Raw genomic sequence first — 20,566 nt, forward strand, 5'->3', positions numbered from 1 at the left:
AAATGTTTAATTATTGATATCAATACACTTAAGACTAATCCATAAGTGTATTGCTTTTATCTTTCGTTAAAAACTTTTTTAGTGCAGGCCATACAGACTCTTTGGTCCGCATACGAAGAGAAACAAAATTTTCTTCTTCAATTTTTTTGTATTCATCTAGCATGGTCGACCAAGAGAAACCGATATCTGGTTTGATCTCACCATAACCAAATAGATTACAAACCTGACTCAACTTTTCGGCATGTTCTATTGCTTTTTTATTGTCTGATGTGAAGTTATCTCCATCCGAACAATGGAAAGCATAGATGTTCCAAAGCATAGGGTTGTAACGCTCTTCAATAATTTCTAAGGCTTTGATGTAAGCCGAAGAAATGATAGTACCACCCGATTCTCCTTTATGGAAGAATTCGTCTTCTGTCACCTCTTTAGCCTCTGTGTGGTGAGCTATAAAGAGGATTTCTGTGTTTTCGTACCTAGTTTGAAGAAAAGTATATAACATGAAATAGAAGCTTCTCGCTAAGTATTTTTTAGTTTGATCCATGGAACCTGAGGTATCCATCAAACATAAAACCACCGCATTAGAATGTTCTTCAGTATCCACTTGCAATCTGCGATATACTAAATCATCATTATGGAAAGGGAAGGACTCATTCGAATCGGATAAGGCTGCACTATCTAAACCTTTTGCCTTCATCCTTTTTATACGATTCATCATTGTTTTTCTTTTAGATAATCGTGCACGGATGCCTTTTTTCTGATAACCTAAAAGTTTTCGCATCACTTCAGTATCTGTCTGAAAATACTTCTTCTGATCCATATCAGGAAGTTCAAGATCTTCAAACATTAACTGAATAGCTTCTTCCAAAGTGATTTCAGTTTCGTAAATATCTTCTCCCGGATCACTGCCTGCTTCCCCTTTGCCTTGTCCCTTTTGGGGTTGACCACGTTGATCCTGTATTACTTGACCTTTTTGTTCTTTACCGGTACCTGTCGCTGCACCTTTTCCTTTATTATTGCCATATACAAATCGAAACTCTTTGATTCCACGAATGGGAACTTTAATCTTTTTGTCTTTGTCCTGACCAATAATGGATTCATTAGCGATGACGTCTGAAATACCTTTTTTGATTTTTTCTTTAACTAATTCTTTATGGCGTTGACGGTCGGCAGCAGAACGGTCTCTTTTCTGTTTACTAAATTCTTTAAATATAGCCATGTGTTATTTTTTTATGATAAGAAAGAGACAAGGCACTATAGGCCCTGTCTCGACAACCTATTTAATGCTGCTAATCTTTCCATAGGTTGTTTGAAGCAAATCCTAAGACAGCTTCAACGCTTTCTTCATTGTAACCCATAGAAATCATTTGGGTTACCATTGCATTGTATTTCTTTTTCTGTGAATTATCTCTTGTTTTAGCTTTCAAGATGATACGAGTGATATCCTTAACAGAAGCCATTAATTTTTTCTCAATAGCCTCTTTCAATGGTTCATAACTTGTATAATGTAGCTGTCCGTTTCTACGCAGAATATGCGTAACATAGCTCATTACATCTTGTCTGAAACCATCAGCAGCAGTACCAGAAATTCCAATTTGTTGTTCAATCGACTCCAAGAATTTGATATCCGGATCCATTTCCTCATTATTCGTTCCTGTCACTTTACGTTTTAAGACATAAGCTTCAACATGATCTAAATAATTTTGGAATAATGACTCCGCCTGCTCGTCGTAAGCGTGAACAAAAGCTTTAGTGATATCACCTTCAAGCATTTTGAGATATTCTTTGTACAGTATATCTTTCAGAATATGCATGTAATGATCTTTGATATCACCTGGCATTGGTTCCTCTTTCAACTTGTTTTGGAGTGCGTCTAAAACAGCAATTGGGTGAATGGTATTCGTTTCAGTATCAGATAATGCGTTATCAAGAGATTTCATAATGAAACGAGTAGAAATACCGCTCATTCCTTCATCCTCTACCTCTTCTTTCAATTCCATTACATTGATACGCTTCGACTGACCATTTTCAGTCACTTCATCACCATTATATAATTTCAGTTTAGTCAATAAATCGCACTTATTGGTAGGCTTTAATCGGGTGAGAATGGCAAACATTGATGCTATCTCCAATGAGTGAGGTGCGATATGAGCATTGAAATCGGATTTACCAATAATTTTTTGATAGATCTTGATTTCTTCAGACAGTTCTAGAACGTAAGGAACTTCTACTTTTACAATACGGTCCAAAATGGCTTCATTGGTGTGATCAGCTTTAAAACGGTTCCACTCTGCTTCATTAGAGTGCGCCAATATTACTCCATCAAAGTAAATCATGCCGTGTTTACCTGGGGCAGGAATACGTTTTTCTTGAGTAGCGGTGAGCATTACATGAAGGTATTCGATTTCGTTTTTAAATACCTCAATAAACTCTACCAAACCACGGTTACCTACATTAAAAGCACCATTTAGAGTAAGGACTCTCGGATCGTCCTCGCTGTAACGGTCTAATTTAGAAATGTCTTCAGAACCAATTAAAACAGAGGTGTCTTGGTTGTTTGGATCCACAGGAGGAACCATACCTACACCCTGACGTTTACGGATAGAGAAATGACGTTTAATCACTTTAAATTTGGTGAAATCGCCTTTAAAATCGTGATCCAGCTTGTGTTGTGTTACAGGATCTAATTCTCCTTCGATTTCTACTCCTAATCTGCCTTCCATTTCTTCTCTCAATTCTGGAGGAATAGCACATAAAGGGTTGGTGTTCATAGGGGATCCCTCAAGGAAATAGAAAGGAGTGGTTTGCTCTAAACCGCTTTTAAGTTTTTCTATCAAAGATGATTTACCTGCACCAACAGGACCTACGAGGAATAAAACTTGTCTTGATTCTTCTCCTTTTAAGGATGCAGAGTGAAAATAACGAACGAGTTTCTGTAAAACTTTCTCAATTCCGAAGAACTCCTCACTAAAGAAATTATAGCTTTTTAGCTTGGAGTGAGGACCGAAAATTCTTCTTAAACGGACATCTTTTTCCGTGTCGAGTGTAGAGAAACCAGACTGGGTGATGGCCTTGTACATACGCTTATGTGCCAAGTCTGCCAATTCTGGATTTTTTTGAACTTCTTCTAGGTAATCTAGGAAAGATAAGGTCTCTTCTTTGGCTTTCTTGGTTTTTCGAAATTCATCAAAGAGCTTCTTAAATTCATTTTGATCATTTGCAGCATTCATAGTTGTTTATGGTTTTATGGGTGTGTATCTCTCTTACTATAATAATAAAAGGTTACACTAATTTGTTTAACTGATTTCGTAAGATTAGCGCAATTTAACGATGGGTTATTTCGTAGTTGCTTACTATAATGTACGGATAAAAGCTAAAAATATCAACAACTAAAATGTTAATGATCAGTCTTTTATTGTAAGATTTTTGGAATCTAGATCAATAAATTGTTCTTGGTTGTCATAATTTACTACCGGTAAAACACCGTCAGAAACTAAGCCAATCGATTTGTACTTTCCGAATTCTACAATAGTTTTTCCGTTCATATCAATCACCCCTTCATTAAAGTCAAAGTCAGTTACTTTGAGGTAATTATCTTTACTTCCACTAAACGAAATAGAAGCGTAATCAGCAGGTATAATCACATTTAAATCTTTGTCTAGGAAGCCAACCCCAACATTACCTTTACCATGATCTTTATAGTAAATGTATTGATAATTTTGAGGAGCATACTCACTCACTTCAAAAGCAAGATCTGTTTCCCATCCATAAGTATTTTTAGAAACAGCTAAAGTTCCTTTTTTGGCTCTTTTTCGAATTTGATAGCCATCGATCGTACGACCTGTTATTTTTTTGTTTTTGATAGAATAAAAGTCTAATACCTTTACTGATTCTTTCTGACTACCCTTTCTTTGAAATAATAAATACCCCATGTCTTCGATAGAAGAATCAATTATGGGTTGATATTTCATTTCTGTCACTTGCTTATTGATACTTACATCATAAATGGCATAATTATCCTCATTATTTCCTATTAATAGTAGATTGTATTTTTCTAGATATCGAGTATTGATTTGGTCGTAATCCATATCCACTACATATTTTTTCGTATCTAAATCAAATATTCCTTGTTGGCTATTGGCACTCACCATAATTGCCCAATTGTAATCATCAGTTTCCTCTGATGTAGAATAAGAAATCATGGCTTGGTACCCTTCTGCTACCTCTTTGCCAATATTTTCGTCCATGATATCGGCAATGACTAAGGACTTATCATATTTATTTTTCTTTTTATTGTAATTCCAACCCTGTAAGAAATCATGGCTGTAAACAAAAAGACTATCGTATTCTTTAGAAACTTTCTTTCCATCGTTGATAAGGTAGTACTTTCCATTATCTGACCTTTTTATATTCGGATTTTCTGGATCTACCTGATACATCTTAAAGGTTTCTAATGCTTTCTCTTCAAATTGACCTTTCGATGTTTTTAAATAGACATTATCGTTTACTATGTACTTAGCATTTGAAGGAATTTTGTAAGCATTTGCATTGTATGAGGCAATATCAATTTTCTTTAGTTTTTTATTTATTCCTTTTGGAAGTAGTAATTGACCATGTTTATTTAAAATATTGAAGCCAGCAGAAGTTTGAACTATAGTTTCTTCACTACCTTGATCAAAATTAAAAGAAACTACTTTTTTTCCGCCCCTTGTTTTATTCATCACAACCTGAGGAGTACTAATAACAGCAAATGATTCGGGTTCTAAAAATCCCATAAGATCATCCTCAACCACTCTTAATATTCGATTATCATCAAAAGCTAATTGATAATAACGAAGCGGTAGTTTCCAATATTCTAAATCGGTGTTATAGATGCCGTATTTATCGTCTTTACAAACGATATAATTATTCTTATTGTCGAAGACAAAAATACTGTCGTATTCAAAAGGTATAAGTTCTTTCCCTACTCGGTGAAGGACTCCTTTTTGTGATTTCTGATTTTGAACAATAAAAACCTGTTCATTTAGCGTATTGGTGATTTCTTGATATTTAGGTTTTAATTCCCAATCCCCTTTAGTATTAATCAAACCTACCTTTCCTTGTTTATCTGTAACAATAGCCGTGTTAAACTTAAATGTTTGAACCGCTTGATATTGAGGTGATATGACTACTTTTTTGTTTTGATTTTTATATCCCCATAAATCACCTTCTTTAAAAGGAATCAATTTTTCTTGTGCCTGAGCAATTGATATTGTGAAAAAAGATAAAAGTAAATAATTTTTTAGGGTGAGTTTCATGATTAGGTAAATTGAAAATATGAGATATAGGTAGATTTATCTCCAATAATTTAATTAATAATGTAGATAAATCATTCTGTAGTTTTAATTACTAACGATAAAAAACAATTGAATAGTACTTTATATTGATATCATTTAATTCAATATCATTTAAAGCCAATTTTTTTGATTGAATAAATTGATAGAATGAGAATAACTATAATCAAAATTGTGTGTTAATTACTAGAGATATAGCATGTTGTATATAAACACACTAACTAAATGTGCTCGTTGTTGTATTATTCCAATAAAAATATTGTATTATTTATATCTCTTAAGTTGTGTATAAGTAAATTTTAACTCTATATTTGCTTTGAATCTTTCTTTACAAATTTTACTATCATACCAATTCAAAGTTTTGATACCCATAATGAAAAGAGATGAGCAAATTTTAAGTGATTACAATGAAAAATATTTAGGATTAGGTAAACAGTTTTATTTTGAATTTAGCTGTGAACAATTTGAGTTTATTGATTTTTCCCAATCGTTTTTTAAAGTTACTGGATATACAAATGAAAATATAAATGGTAAAAAAGGCTTTTTTATCGCCTCAAAACAATTTCAAGAAAAAGGGATTCTAATGATTAAAAAAATATTAGAGACCTTTATCCAAAAAGAATATTCTAGAAGAGATGATTTTAGAATATTTTTTACCTATCCACTCATTTTTGGGGATGGAACAGAACATGAGTGTTTAGCAAAAGCCGAAGTTATTTTAAATGACAAAAAGTCAATATCAGTCATCAGGTTTAACAATACACTGTTCGATGACAGAGATGACAGTCAGATTACTAATGGAATAAGTTTTATTAATGTAAATGATTCTAACTCATATTACAACATAACTTCCAAGGAAGAATTTATACAATGTCATGCTATTTTAACGTTATCAAACAGAGAGATAGAAATAATACATTTGGTTTCTGAGGGATTGTCGAATGCAGATATATCCGAAAGGCTAAATGTGAGTGCACATACCATAAGTACTCACAAAAAAAATATAGTCAAGAAAACCAAAACCAAAAATATTATGATGACTATCAATTTATGTTTGAGGATGAATTTATTTTAAAATGAATGAAAAAAAATCAGTCATACTAAAACATAGAATCGAAGATATCTTTACCCGCAAAGGAATATTTAATCAAAAAATTGATTTATCTATAGATGATATAAATCGTTATGATCAAATTAAAAATGAAAGTATCGATTTTTTATATCCTGGAGCTACTGTAAGTTTTATAATTGATTTTGATAACATAGATTTTAATTTAATTAGAAACGATCAAGGCGATCACCTATTTGGGAAAAAGAATCTTGATTTTGATGTGTTTATGCATACTTTATCCAATTCAATTATAGATATGGACAAAGAGTTTTATGTATATTCTCTCGATAAATTGTTTAGTTATCACCTCTACTTATATTATCAATACAAAGAGATTATTCATCGTTCATCTCTTGTATTTAGAACGGAAAATAAAGTAGGTCACCATCAAACTTATCTGCAACAAAATATACCTGTCACTATAAAAAATGGACAAATAACATCGTTTTTTATCTCTTTAACCAATGTGACTCATTTCATTAAGGAACAGCATTATGAATTATCATTTCATAATTTGTCGAAGAATGAAACTCAGATATTGGATGTGAAAGAGTTTGTGAACACAGAAGGAGCAACAGATAATTTAACCCTTTCTGATAGAGAAAAGACGATTCTTAAACATATATCAGATGGACATTCGAGTAAGGAGGTGGGCGTTTTATTGGAAATCTCTGTAGAAACGGTGAATCGTCATAAGAAGAACATGATAAAAAAGAATGGTATGAGAAATATTATTCAATTGGCTTCTGAGTGTATTCGACGTGGAATTATATAATTTAGTGAAACTTAAATAAACAAAAAATAACAGGGTATAAAGGCAAACATTTTCGAAAAGATTTACTCCTCCAACACATTATTCTATATTTGTACAAGGTTTATAAATAGAATAATATACTAAACATGTACAAAGTAATTATCAGTTTGTTGCTTACTCTTGGTCTGTGTTTTAATGTTTCCGCACAAGAAAAGACAGAAAAAAAGAAGAAGAAAAGCAAAAAGACTATTACAGCAGATCCTGATGCTAAACTTCAATCCCCTAAAGATGTTGCATTCGATGAAAAATCGGGTTTGTTTTATATTAGTTCACCAGGAAATAACGGAGTAATTAAGCGTGGTCGTAGAGGAGGTGCCGTATTTGCGGTAAAAGGTTTAGATAATCCAAGAGGTGTGCTTATCTATTCTGGAGTTCTTTATGTGGCAGATGCTAAAAAATTAAAGGCATTTAGTATTAAATCAGAAGAAATGCTTTTTGAGGTAGAAATTCCTGAAGCAAAAGAACTGTATTCTCTGACAACAGATGGAAGCCATGTGTATGTATCAGATAATATTGGCAATGCTGTTTATGAGGTAGATCTTAAAAAGAAATCAGCTACTCTTTTAACTAAAGATGTTCCATCGCCAACAGGTTTATATTACAGTAAGAAAAATAGAGACATCATTATCTTAAGTTCTTTAGAAGAAGGAGGAGGAATTTATACGTATAACTTTAAAGAAGATAAGGTAGCTTTAGCCTTAGCCGTTGAAGAATTCCCATACTTGGAAGACATTACATTTAATGGTTCTATGAGTTATTATATCACTGCATTTGGTGCTGATAAAAAGGAAAATGTGATCATTAAAGTAAATGATGCTTTAAGTAGAGAACCAAGAGTGATTCAATCTACAGCTGATGGTCCAGCTGGATTGAAGTATATAAAAAGAACAAATGAATTAGCTATTGCTAATGATTATGGTAATAACTTAAACATTATAAAGTTAGGTTATTAGTATTTTGATATAAACTTCTTGAAATACTAATTTCAAGGGAAAGGTGATGTATTCAACTGATTTTGTTGAGTATATCACCTTTTTTTAATTGTTTAATATGATTATTTCAATATTTTATTTAATTTAAAACCGTTAAGTGATTTGCTTAGTTTTTTTTGATTAAAGCCAATCTCATTACATTCCGAATTTTGTACAAAACGATAAGAAAACCACTTCATGAGACGAACTTTTATACTTCTATTTTTAGTAGTACTTTTCTGTAGTTGCTCTGAAAATGAAGAAGTTGATACTACCTTACACTTTGAATCTTCCAAAGGTGTTAATGAGGTAGAGATGACGGATTCATTGGATGAAAAGATTATTGAATTTACCAAAGTAGCAGACATTGGTAAAGGCGTGATCAGACGGCCACAAGGTAGTGTTTGGCCTGAACATATTATTTTAAGGCTTCCTTTTACTAGATTGGAAGGTTTTAAAGGATACACAGACCTTGACAAAACACATCTTTTTGAACGTTTTTATTCTTCAGGACGAACTCAAAACCAGTATATTTCTACTTATAAAGATATTTTGGTGAAAAAAATAGCCAAGCCTTCTGATTACACAGAAGTAGAATTACCCAAAGAAATGTTTGATGAAAACCCAAGAGTGGTGTACATCGAATGGGTAAATGTTTACAGAAACTAAAGAAAAAAGGACTGCTTCCCCACAGTCCTTTTTTTATGCTCTTTCTAAATGTTTCATTACAATATCTCTCATTTTCTATTTTTACCAATAATTCCAACTACCTTTGTGCTCGTACAAAAGTAGATATACAATGACTTTTAAGGATTTAGGAATTCATAGTGCTATTGTTAAGGCACTTACAGAAAACGGAATTGAAGAACCAACGGCTATACAATCGAAGTCAATCCCGTTTTTAATGCAAGAGGGTACCGATTTTATCGGTCAGGCTCAGACGGGAACAGGTAAGACGGCAGCTTTTGGTTTACCCATACTTCATGCTGTTAATCCTAAAAATCCTCAGCCCCAAGCTTTAATTTTATCACCTACAAGAGAGTTAGGTCAGCAAATTCAGAAACAGTTGTTCAAGTTTACAAAATACTACCACAAAGTATTCTGTGAAGCTGTGTATGGAGGAGCTCCTATAGATATTCAAATCAATAATTTAAAACGCCCTACACAAATTCTAGTGGCCACACCTGGTCGTTTAATCGATTTGGTCAACCGTAATGCTGTCGATTTATCCTACATTAAAACTGTAGTGATGGACGAAGCAGATGAGATGTTGAGTATGGGATTTAAAGAAGATTTGAATAAAATTCTTCGTTTAACAACGCATAAGAAAGCCACTTGGTTATTCTCTGCTACCTTCCCAGTAGGTATTAAGGAGATCATCAAGAAATATATGGCTAAAGATGCTTTCAGAATTGAAGTGAACCCAATGAACGTGATCAATAAGAAGATCAAGTTCGAATACTTGATGGTTGAGCCAAAGCAAAAGATGGAAACCCTAAACTGGTTTATCCGTCAGCAAGGTGATGAAAGAGGAGTGATCTTTACGAGAACGAAAGCTGATGCTCAGCAAGTATCAAAACAACTTCATGGAAAGCAGTTTAAAGCAGAAGCGATTCATGGCGATTTATCTCAGAAAGAAAGAGATAAAGTGATGCGTGCTTTTAAATCTAAGAAATTACAGATTCTTGTGGCTACAGATTTAGCCGCTAGAGGTATTGATATTGCCGACTTAGCTTATGTTATCCATTATCAATTACCTGATAAGATGGAATATTTCACTCACCGTAGTGGTAGAACGGCTCGTGCGGGTAAATCAGGAGTATCTGTTTGTTTAGTCAGCAAAAAAGAAATGTCTAGACTAGATGAAATCGAAGATGCTTTTGGTATTACAATGGAACAGATCTTTGATTAATTATCAAATACTCTTTTGATATATAGATATAAAAAATCCCTTGATAAGTAATTATCAAGGGATTTTTTTGTGATGTGTGTTGGATGAATTAAAATCCAGGAATTCCAAAGCTTCCAGAAGAACCTAAAGTAGTATAGCTACTTGTATCAATCTTGAAAGATTTTTCTTTGATATCTCTAACAAAGGCTTGGAAAGAACCTTTAGATTGGTTGTCAATCATTTCAACGCCCAAGATAACTTCTTTGTCTTTTAATTCGATACCAGCTTTTTCACAAATAGCTTTAGTGAAAGATTCGTATCCTTTTAAATCAGCACCAAAATTACCCACGTGAATAATTACAGTCTTATTATCTTTGGTTCCTTTAAATGAACGACATTTAACACCAATAATTTCTTTTTTGATCTTTTTATCTTCAGTAACAGGTACATCAGAAACGCCTAATACATCCAATTGCTCTGTGTTGATATCCGTCTCTAAGGCTACTTTTTGACCAAATTGACGCATAAGGATTTTAATTTTTCCTTTGTTGAAATCAACAACAGAGTATTGAGCTCCTGCATCTTCTTCTAATACCACTCGAGCACCCATTGTATTTTCTGCACCCACTAACGCTCTCGCCTGAGGATATTCTTTTAATTTTCCATTTTCGTAAATCTCAAAGTTGATTTGTTTGTCGAATTGGAAGTTCTGAGCTGTGACAGCTAACTGACAAAAAATTAAAAGAGCTAATGTATTTAATAACTTCATTTTATACTTATATTTTCAAAGAAATCTTATTTGATTTATACACTATGATATAACATCAAATAAGACATTTATCAAAAAGAGTTCGTCAAACTCACCTTACAAAGATAAGAAACAAATCCTCATCTAGGGGTGAAATTAATGTTGATCTATTTGGCTTTTTGATTTTCTAACAATTCGAAGCGACCATGTTTAAAATGTTCGTCATCAAAAATAACATCTTCAGATTGCACCTGAAGTTCAATATGTTTTCTTTTTGGGATGAGCTGACTCATTTCTATACCCATGTTATTCTTTCCTTTTCCTGCTTGTAAATCAATTTTTATTTGATTGTCTGAAATAGAATACTGACCTGGATATTCATAATAAGATCCGTCTCTGTAATCTAGCACATAGGTCACATTTCCATTGTCTTGAAAAATATAAGCTGCTGTGCCTGCGGCAGAGGCGTGGGTGTATATTTTTAAATTGGCATCATCATATTTTTTTATCGGACGATCGTTAGCATAATCCGGTAAGAAAAGTAGTAGGGCCGCAATAAATGTCAATAGAGTTTTCATGTGTTTACATGTTTGTTTGTATACTTAGACGTTAGAAGTCGTCCGGTTACAAATCATGTAAACAATCATTTACAAGATCTAAAATAACTTAACATTAAAACCTCTGATTTATATAATGTTAAGTGAGAACTAGTTTGTTTATTGAACTTAAAACTAAAAAACGAAGCTAAGAAAAAAGGCCTTGTGATCACTCACAAGGCCTTCGATATATCATTCAAAAAAGATTAAGCATTAGCTTTTTCTTCTTTTTCGATTCTTTTCTTAGATGTATCGTATACAAGTGGAGCAGCGATAAAGATCGATGAGTAAGTACCGATCATAATACCGATGAATAATGAGAATGAGAATCCTCTCAATGCCTCACCACCGAAAATTAACAATACTAAGATTACTAACAATGTAGTGAATGAAGTAATGATCGTACGGTTCATAGTACCGTTGATCGCTTTGTTCATTACGTCCATCATTTTAGTACCTACAGTAGCATTTTCTTGCTCTTCACGAACACGGTCAAATACTACCACTGTATCGTTAATTGAATAACCAATTACAGTAAGTACCGCGGCGATGAATACTTGGTCTAATTCGAAACCTGCACCTAAAAGGTTAGCAATACCGAACGCACCAAATACTACCAATGTATCGTGTAATAAGGCCATGATTGCACCAGCACCGAAGTTCCACTGACGGAAACGTACCCAGATGTACAAGAAGATACCTAATAAAGAGAACAATACTGCCTCTTCAGCACCATCTGTAATATCATTTGCAATCGAAGCACCTACTTTTGAAGTTGATGGAATAACGAATGTAGTAGCAGAAGGGTTTTGCTTGTCAGCATATTTCAAGCCTGTGAAGCTTTCGATACCTGTAACAATTGCACTCTGTACTTTAGCATCAGTTTCTGATGATTCGTTATCGATTAAGTATGCAGTAGTGATTTTTAATGTATTGTCGTTACCGTAAGTTTTCACTTCAACCGGCTTACCTTCTACATTTTTCACTAAAGCACCTTGTAATTTAGATGGAACTACTGCTTGATCGAAGCTTACAATATACGTACGCCCACCAGTGAAGTCAACACCTAAGTTAAGACCTGTAGTTGCTAATGAACCAAGACCAATAGCGATAATAGCTGCAGAGAAGATGTAAGCAACTTTACGTTTACCCATAAAGTCAACATTCATTTTACCAGCTAATTTCTTAGATAAACCAGTTTCGAAGTTCAACTTAGCGTTTTCACCTTTGCTCTTCACGATTTGTGAAACGATCAAACGAGAAATAAATACAGCTGAGAAGAATGAACAAACGATACCGATCATTAATGTTACTGCGAAACCTTTGATTGGACCTAAACCGAAGTAGTAAAGGAAACCACCAGTTACTAATGTAGTTAAGTTGGCATCAAAGATAGTCCAGAATGCTCTGTCATAACCGTTAGAAATTGAAGTCAATAACGACTTGCCATTTCTTTGCTCTTCACGAATACGTTCGAAGATTAGTACGTTGGCGTCAATCGACATACCAATTGTAAGTACGATACCAGCAATACCAGGTAGTGTCAATGCAGCTCCAAGCTCAGCAAGAATACCGAAGATGAAGAAGATGTTCAAACCTAATGCAGCGTTTGCAATTAAACCACCTTTAGAGTAGTAAATTACCATGAACAAGATTACTAGACCAAGACCTAATAATACAGAGTTGATACCTTCTGATTGAGCAACTTTACCTAATGATGGACCAACTACTACTTCTTCAATAATTTTTGTAGGAGCAGGAAGTTTACCAGCTTTCAAGATGTTTGCTAAGTCTTTCGCCTCAGCAACGTCGAAGTTACCAGTGATTTCAGAACGACCACCGTCGATTTCTGATTGTACGTTTGGAGCAGTATATACTTCGTTATCTAGAGCGATAGCGATTTGACGACCTAAGTTTTGGCCAGTCATTTTTTTCCATTTCTTAGCACCTTCTACGTTCATTACCATAGAAACTGCAGGTTGGTTCTTTTGGTCATACGACTGGATCGCGTCAGTGATCACCTCACCAGTTAATTTTGCCTCACGCTCTTTCTTGATTACGTAAAGGTTATAGAATTCTACACCTTGATCGTTTGTTTGGAAAGGCTTGTGACCCCATAAGAATTTCATGTTAGAAGGAGCGATTGACATCACTTCTTTATCACGAAGCATTTTGTTTACTGAAGCAGTATCAGTATCAGCGAATACTAAACCGTAAGGAGAGAAACCTTTCATGATAGGAGAGTATAACTCATCCTCAGGAGTTGCAGTAGAATCATTTGCAGCTACATCTGTAGAATCACCTTCGAAAAGTGAGTTTTCAGAAGAAGATTTAGCAGCATCAGTTGTTGTTTCTGTTGCAGCAACATCGCCAGCTAAAGCTTTACGTGCTTTCTCTTGCTTCACCCACTCTTGGTTCAATTGGAAGATGTAAGGTTGAGCTTCTTGAAGTGTCCATACTTCTAAGAATTCTAACTTTGCAACACCTTGTAATAGGTTACGCACACGTTGAGGGTTATCTACACCTGGCAATTCGATTGCGATACGGTTAGTACCTTGAAGACGTTGGATGTTTGGTTGAGTTACACCAAACTTGTCAATACGAGTACGGATAATTTCGAATGCTCTTTCTACAGCACCATCCACTTCGCTTTCTACTAAGTCTTGAACGGCTTTGTCTGGCGAGTTGAATGAAATTCTGTTTTTGTTTGCTGATGAAGCAAAGTAAGTAGCGAAAGGAACATTTTCGTTCTTCTCTTTTAATGAAGTGAAGAAGTTATTAGTAAATGTTTCTCTGTTTTCTCTTGTTAATGTTTCAGCTTCAGCTAAAGCAGCTAAGAAGTTGTCGTCAACGTTAGCACCTGCCATAGCTTTTACTACTTCTACAGGAGAAACTTCTAATGTTACTGACATACCACCTTGAAGGTCAAGACCCAAAGCCAATTCTTTGTTCTTTACTTCTTCGTAAGTGTAAGATCTGAAACCTAAGTCATACACTGGAGTTTTCCATAGAGAATCAATGTATGCTTGCTTTTTAAAGTAGTCTACATGACCTTCAGAATCCATGGCATACTCATCCGCTTGAGATTGGATGTTTCTTGAAACCCATGAGAAAGAAAGGTCGAAAAGACTGAATACTGTTACTAGAACAGCAATGAACAGTATAAAACCTCTGTTATTCATAATATAAGTAAAAAATTAACTATTGAATAGTCGATTGTTGAATATAAAATATATAGTAACACGAAGACTCAAACGGTACAAAAAGCCGCAAGTCTAAATGAATTGTGTTCGAAAATGATAAAATAGGGGGATTTCGCTCTAGGGAGCATTCGGAGCTGCATAATGAGTCATTACACAGGCAGTCTCCACAGAAAGTGAAGCTCTTGAATCGTTAGTAACTAGAGGCGTTTCTGAAGTAGAAGTAACCTCTAATTTAAAATCGTTTGCTGAATGTATAGTTTTAACGAAAGCATTGTTCCACTCAATTTTATAAGTAGAATGAGGGATAGCGTCTTGCTGATCTTTCAGGATCTTGATGGACGTTTTTCCTTGTTCTGTGTCTTTCTGATGTGCATCCGAGACATCAACAGTCGTGTTTACATCATTGTAAATAGCATATGTTGATTCTGCTCCTAGAGTTAGGAGTAGAAGGAATGCCATTACGAATGGAAAAAACTTGAACGATATGTTGTGCTCTTTTTGCATAATACTATTTCAACGCAAAAGTAATATCATTTTACAGAAAACACAATTTAGGTTGTGTTTTTCTGATATGAAATGGTAAAAACATTATTTTAATGTGTCTGAATGACGTTTTTTGTTGAAAAAAATGAGTATTAAGCAAATAAGAGTAAGCTTAACGGAGAGGTTAGTCCGTTAAGCTTTACTATTACTATATATTTATTTGATGTTCATTTCGAGTATATCAATTAGCCTAAGCTGTTGCTAATGCTTTTTTTATTTTCTTTTTGGAGATATCAAATACTATAGGAGCGGCAATGAATATAGAAGAATAAGTCCCCGCCAAGACACCTACACAAAGGGTAAAGGCAAAAGTTCTTAAAGCATCACCACCAAATATCAATAAGACCAATACCACCATTAGCGTGGTGATTGAGGTAATGATTGTTCTATTTAAAGTCCCATTAATAGCTGTATTGATTCGGTTATAGTAAGAATTTGTCTTTTGTTTTTTAGAATCCTCTTCTCTGATCCTATCGAAGACGACCACCGTATCGTTTATCGAATAACCGATAACTGTAAGTACCGCAGCAATAAATACTTGATCCATTTCAAAACCAAACCCAAGGAGGTTTGCAATGCCGAAAATACTGAAAACAATAAGAGTATCGTGAATTAAGGCGGCAACGGCTCCAATACCAAAACTGGCATTTCTAAACCTCAACCATATGTATATAAAAATGCTGACTAATGAGAATAGTACACCTTTTTGTGCAGAAATACTGATGTCATCCGCCATACTTGCACCAACTTTAGATTGAGAAGGAATAACAAACGTGTCAGATGTAGGGTCTTCCTCATCGGCATATTTTTGTCCTGTAAAACTTTCCACACCATCAATAATGGCTTTTTTCACTTGGTCATCACTTTCTGTGGTTTCATCTTCAATAAGGTAAGATGTTGTAATTTTTAATGTTTTATCATCACCATATGTTTTCACTTCTAAAGATTTACCATCAACAAAGTCCGATAACGAGGATTCTAACGCAGAAGGAATCACTTTATCATTAAAGCTTACTACATACGTTCGCCCACCTGTAAAGTCAACTCCTTTATTTAAGCCTTTGATAGCTAAAGAGGATAATCCTGCTACAATCACTATTGAAGAAATGAAGTAGGCCATCTTTCTCTTCTTTAAGAAATCGAAGTTTACTCGATTAAAGAAGAGGCGTGACAATTTTGTTTCAAAATTTAATTGTAACTGTTGTCCTTTCTTTTTAATAAAGTAAGTGATGATCAATCGGGTAACGAATACGGCCGTAAAGAAAGAACAGATAATGCCTATGATTAACGTGACAGCAAATCCTTTAATTGGTCCAATACCAAAAGTGTATAGGAAGAAACCTGTAAATAATGTAGTTACATTGGCGTCCAAAATGGTACGGAAGGCACTGTTATAACCTTTGGATACAGATTCCAGAAACGAACTTCCTTTCTTTTGTTCTTCTCTAATCCTTTCGAAGATTAATACATTGGCATCAATCGACATACCAATGGTAAGCACAATACCCGCAATACCCGGCAAAGTAAGCACCGCACCTAATTCAGCAAGAATACCAAATATTAATAAGATATTCAGTCCCAAGGCGGCATTGGCAATCCAACCACCTTTGGCGTAGTAAAGGGTCATAAATAATAAAACAAGCGATAGGCCAATCACAACAGATTGTATACCGTCTGCCTGTGCAATATCACCTAAAGAAGGGCCAACCACTACTTCTTCTATAATATGAGTTGGGGCTGGAAGCTTACCGGCTTTTAAAACATTGGCCAAGTCTTTCGCTTCTTCCACATCAAAATCTCCAGAAATTTCAGAACGACCTCCATCAATCACCGCTTGTACGGTAGGGGCAGTGTATACTTCATTATCTAAAACAATAGCTACACGATTTCCATAATTTTCAGAGGTCATCTTTTTCCATTTCTTTGTGCCCTCATTGTTCATGACCATAGAAACTACCGCCTGATTCTTCTGATTGTACTTTTGTTCCGCATCCGCTATATAGTCACCGGTAATTTTAGCTTCGTGTCCCTTTTTAATAATAAATAGTTCAATACATTCTATTCCCTCCACTTTATTAAAGGATTTATGTCCCCAAGCAAACTTCATGTTGGAAGGAATGATAGACATTAAGTTTTTATTATTTAATAATTTATTGACATCAGCAGTATCGGATAGAGCATAAATTAGACTGTAAGGAGAAAGCGTTTTCATTAATGCTGATGAAGGTCTTTCATTTTCCTCATTTTGAGTGATAGGTTCCACTTCATCAATAAATAATTGTTTTTCAGGGTGCCCACTAATTACTTTCTTATTGGTCACTTTTTGATGTTTGACCCATTCATTTTCTATCTTTTGCAGGTGAGGAAAAGCATCATTCAGATCCCAAACTTCCACAAACTCCAACTTAGCCATTCCTTGCACAAGGTTACGAACACGTTCCGGGTTGTTTACACCTGGAAGTTCCATAGTGATTTTATTCGTTCCCTTAATACGCTGAATATTCGGCTGAGTTACACCAAACTTATCAATACGTGTTCTAATAATTTCGAAAGCACTCTCAACAGCTCCATCAATTTCTTGATTTACATAATTAATGACTGCACTATTATTTGAAGATAATGTGATCTTATCTTTATTGGTCGAATTCGCAAAGTAACTTGCTAGTAAAATATCATCTTGATCGGTTAACGATTGGAAGAAATTCTGAGAAAATGACTTTCTGTTTTCCTTCGTCAATCGGTCAGCTTGAATTAAAGCGTTCTCAAAAGCATCATTGATATTGTTCGAGGCTAAAGCTTCGATAATTTCTTTTTGAGATACCTCCAATGTAACATGCATGCCACCTTGCAAGTCCAAACCTTTGGTTAACTCTTTGTTTTTTATTTCCTCATAAGTGAAGTCTACAAAACCTAAATCCACCACAGGTTCTTTCCAAACAGAATCTAGGTAAGCTTGTTTTTTCTGATAATCGACTATTCCATTTTGATTTGTAGCGTGTGTCTCCGCTTTTGATTGCACACGATTGGACATCCAAGTGAAGGATAAATTATATATACTAAGTAGTGTGACTAATGTTGCAATGAACATTATAAAACCTTTATTTCTCATATTTAGGTCAATTTTTGGACATAGGTTTCCCCTCCCTTTTTTTTGATAAAAGGGTTAAGTCCTAAGTATTAATGATTGATTTAAAAAAGTTTGTGTACAAGAATTCTAACGACCAATATTTTGATCGCGATAACACAAACAATAAATAGGAGTGAGGTTTTATTTAGGGAGCATTAGGTGCAATATAGTGTTGCACAATACATTCCTTTCCAGCATAAAGCTGACGTAAAGATGCTCTGATTACTTCTTTAAAAATAGGTTGAGCAACCCATTCTAAGGTAAAATCAAAAGATGAGTGGAATGTGTTAAGGAATTGATTATTCCAATGAAACTTCTGAGTGTTATGAGAGATGGTCTTTGGGAAGTCCTGAGCAAGGTCAGTACCGTCCACAAAAGTGTCCTCTTGATGAAGAACCGTTGTCTCCGTACCATTAGAAGCTTGGTTAAGGGCATGCACTGCTTCTCCTCCTAATGAAAAGAGGATAGCAAAAGCCATCAACAATGGAAATAATCTAAATGATATAGTGGGGTTATTATTCATCAACTACGAAACTAAAAAATCAGTTGATGAAAATAGAGGTTTTAAGATTCTTTAATTGTTAATGAATGAGAAGGTACTCCCTCTATATGAGGGAGTTAATCCTTATTTTATTCTTGTATTCGATTTAGCAGAAATCTGAGGTACTTGTTCTCTGTTATTTAATCTTCTAGCCATATACTGAACATTTTCAGTAATGTACTCAGACATTTCATCGATAGTGATTTGACCATTTTTATTTAAATCTGCAGCTCCCTGAAGACCTTTCAAGTAGAAATAAGTAAAAAGACCATGTCCTTTTTCGTTATACCAAGAAGCCACCTGTTCAGAAGCTGTTGCTGTCATGATCACACTATTATCACCTTCTAAAACCTTACTCTTCGTTTTTATAAAAACCGGAGAGATACTTTTAAGTAGCATACCGCCATCAGAAGATCCACTAAAGCAAGCGTCCATCACTACGGTAAGTGATTTAAAAGGCATTTGTTCTAAATTATCATACAATGTTTTTACACCATATCCGTTAAACTGAATTAATGAAGGGTCGGTATCTACTGGTACAAAATATCCCTCGTTAGATTCTGGATTAGGTGCACCATGTCCACTGTAATAAATAAACACATCGGACTTATTCGGTTTGATGTAGTTGTATAACTTTCCTTTAGGGTTACCTCTAATACCAAAAATAGCATTGAAATCGGCTTGAGTGGCATCTTCTACATAAATAATATTGCCTTCTCTATATCCGTAAGTCTGCATCAAATACTTTTTCATAGTGGCAGCATCTCTTAGAGCAAAGCTTACTTCAGGTACATCTTTATTTCTATAGTTCTTATTGCCGATGACAACGGCCACCGCATCTTCATTTACTCTTCCACCTTGTGGGATATTGATGTCAACATCGGATGGAGGTAATATTACTTCTTTTACTTCTTCCTCTGGAAGCTTTACAGTTAAAGGTTCTTCTTTTACTGGTTTTGCAGGTTTAACATCTTCTTTTTTTGTAATCACTACAGGAGGAGTGGTGACTATATTTACATTTTCTTTTTTGGTGACTGTCTGTGGTCCATTCTTTAAGTTGGTAGATGCTGCCGACATCAATGGTCTGACAATTTTATTGAAAGCCATAGTAATTTGTCTTCCTTTATCAGAAGTAAATTCTGTGGGAGAATCCTGAGTTGCCTGAGCAAGAAATCTTTGGGACTTAGTGTCATATACTGTGGCAGTTACTGTGGCATAACTTCCTTTGTTGGTATTGTGAAATGACACATCAACTTCTGTATAATACTTTAAACCAAATTGAGTAATCAGATTGTTTTTTACCTTTTCCTCTCCAATGTAACATTGTCCTGAGGTGGCATAACCTCTAATTATATTATAAGAACTAATTACATTATACCCCATTTTTTTATACACTGTCTCAATTGATTTGAGTGCAATTTTGTTATGGTAAATCTCAAAAGAGTTACAAATAGAAGCACCTTGATCTATTTTAGGAATAACCATAATGGTCTTTTGTGCATATACATGACAACCTAACAGGATAAAAAGAGATAGTAATAGTTGTTTCATGATCAGTTTGATGAGTTTGTGTTAAATACCACGATTATAAGTAAAGACATCTTTTCGTCTTGGTAGGACAAACAAAACCAGGCTTTTTTTGTTCTATCATTAGTAAATAAAGAATATCTGATATACATGAGTTCGAAAAC

At 34.4% G+C, this 20,566-nt stretch carries 15 protein-coding genes; 5 read left to right on the forward strand and 10 right to left on the reverse strand.

What is annotated here, in order from left to right:
* Positions 1–34: 34 nt before the first annotated feature.
* The 3 genes from MY04_RS01055 to MY04_RS01065 all read right to left on the reverse strand — a co-directional run bounded on the left by MY04_RS01055 (position 35) and on the right by MY04_RS01065 (position 5,294).
* The gene (locus MY04_RS01055; RefSeq protein WP_066205067.1) at positions 35–1,216 is read right to left on the reverse strand and encodes a YeaH/YhbH family protein; all 1,182 of its coding nucleotides are present in this window, start codon (positions 1,214–1,216) and stop codon (positions 35–37) included.
* Positions 1,217–1,286: 70 nt separating this feature from the next.
* Positions 1,287–3,227 carry a serine protein kinase gene (locus MY04_RS01060; RefSeq protein ID WP_066205071.1) on the reverse strand — a complete coding sequence of 647 codons (1,941 nt, stop codon included), beginning with the start codon at positions 3,225–3,227 and terminating at the stop codon, positions 1,287–1,289.
* A 174-nt stretch (positions 3,228–3,401) separates the two neighbouring features.
* Positions 3,402–5,294, reverse strand: a complete 1,893-nt coding sequence (locus MY04_RS01065; RefSeq protein WP_066205074.1) for a WG repeat-containing protein — start codon at positions 5,292–5,294, stop codon at positions 3,402–3,404.
* Positions 5,295–5,703: 409 nt separating this feature from the next.
* Between MY04_RS01065 and MY04_RS01070 the strand changes: the two genes are divergently transcribed.
* From MY04_RS01070 to MY04_RS01090, 5 genes are all read left to right on the forward strand, one after another.
* The gene (locus tag MY04_RS01070) at positions 5,704–6,405 is read left to right on the forward strand and encodes a helix-turn-helix domain-containing protein (protein ID WP_066205077.1); all 702 of its coding nucleotides are present in this window, start codon (positions 5,704–5,706) and stop codon (positions 6,403–6,405) included.
* A gap of 1 nt (position 6,406) precedes the next feature.
* Positions 6,407–7,216 (forward strand): helix-turn-helix transcriptional regulator, encoded by an 810-nt coding sequence (locus MY04_RS01075; RefSeq protein ID WP_066205082.1) that lies wholly within the window; start codon positions 6,407–6,409, stop codon positions 7,214–7,216.
* A gap of 125 nt (positions 7,217–7,341) precedes the next feature.
* Complete coding sequence (locus MY04_RS01080) at positions 7,342–8,208, forward strand: YncE family protein (protein ID WP_066205085.1); 867 nt, start codon at positions 7,342–7,344, stop codon at positions 8,206–8,208.
* Positions 8,209–8,424: 216 nt separating this feature from the next.
* On the forward strand, positions 8,425–8,895 hold the full coding sequence (locus tag MY04_RS01085; RefSeq protein ID WP_066205087.1) for a hypothetical protein: 471 nt from the start codon (positions 8,425–8,427) through the stop codon (positions 8,893–8,895).
* 130 nt (positions 8,896–9,025) lie between these two features.
* Positions 9,026–10,138 carry a DEAD/DEAH box helicase gene (locus MY04_RS01090; RefSeq protein ID WP_066205089.1) on the forward strand — a complete coding sequence of 371 codons (1,113 nt, stop codon included), beginning with the start codon at positions 9,026–9,028 and terminating at the stop codon, positions 10,136–10,138.
* Positions 10,139–10,226: 88 nt separating this feature from the next.
* On the opposite strand, the gene MY04_RS01095 is transcribed toward MY04_RS01090, so the two are convergent.
* From MY04_RS01095 to MY04_RS01125, 7 genes are all read right to left on the reverse strand, one after another.
* The gene (locus tag MY04_RS01095; protein ID WP_066205093.1) at positions 10,227–10,886 is read right to left on the reverse strand and encodes a hypothetical protein; all 660 of its coding nucleotides are present in this window, start codon (positions 10,884–10,886) and stop codon (positions 10,227–10,229) included.
* Positions 10,887–11,032: 146 nt separating this feature from the next.
* Complete coding sequence (locus tag MY04_RS01100) at positions 11,033–11,443, reverse strand: hypothetical protein (protein ID WP_066205095.1); 411 nt, start codon at positions 11,441–11,443, stop codon at positions 11,033–11,035.
* Positions 11,444–11,667: 224 nt separating this feature from the next.
* On the reverse strand, positions 11,668–14,643 hold the full coding sequence (gene secDF, locus MY04_RS01105; protein ID WP_066205098.1) for a protein translocase subunit SecDF: 2,976 nt from the start codon (positions 14,641–14,643) through the stop codon (positions 11,668–11,670).
* A gap of 138 nt (positions 14,644–14,781) precedes the next feature.
* A complete protein-coding gene (locus MY04_RS01110; RefSeq protein WP_158297507.1) occupies positions 14,782–15,123 on the reverse strand; it encodes a hypothetical protein in 342 nt (113 codons plus the stop codon).
* A gap of 274 nt (positions 15,124–15,397) precedes the next feature.
* Positions 15,398–18,316, reverse strand: a complete 2,919-nt coding sequence (secDF, locus tag MY04_RS01115; protein WP_066205103.1) for a protein translocase subunit SecDF — start codon at positions 18,314–18,316, stop codon at positions 15,398–15,400.
* 163 nt (positions 18,317–18,479) lie between these two features.
* The gene (locus MY04_RS01120) at positions 18,480–18,812 is read right to left on the reverse strand and encodes a hypothetical protein (RefSeq protein WP_158297508.1); all 333 of its coding nucleotides are present in this window, start codon (positions 18,810–18,812) and stop codon (positions 18,480–18,482) included.
* A 147-nt stretch (positions 18,813–18,959) separates the two neighbouring features.
* Complete coding sequence (locus MY04_RS01125) at positions 18,960–20,426, reverse strand: caspase family protein (RefSeq protein ID WP_066205108.1); 1,467 nt, start codon at positions 20,424–20,426, stop codon at positions 18,960–18,962.
* Positions 20,427–20,566 lie beyond the last annotated feature (140 nt).

The sequence above is a fragment of the Flammeovirga sp. MY04 genome (assembly GCF_001682195.2).
GTDB classification, from domain to species: Bacteria; Bacteroidota; Bacteroidia; order Cytophagales; family Flammeovirgaceae; genus Flammeovirga; species Flammeovirga yaeyamensis.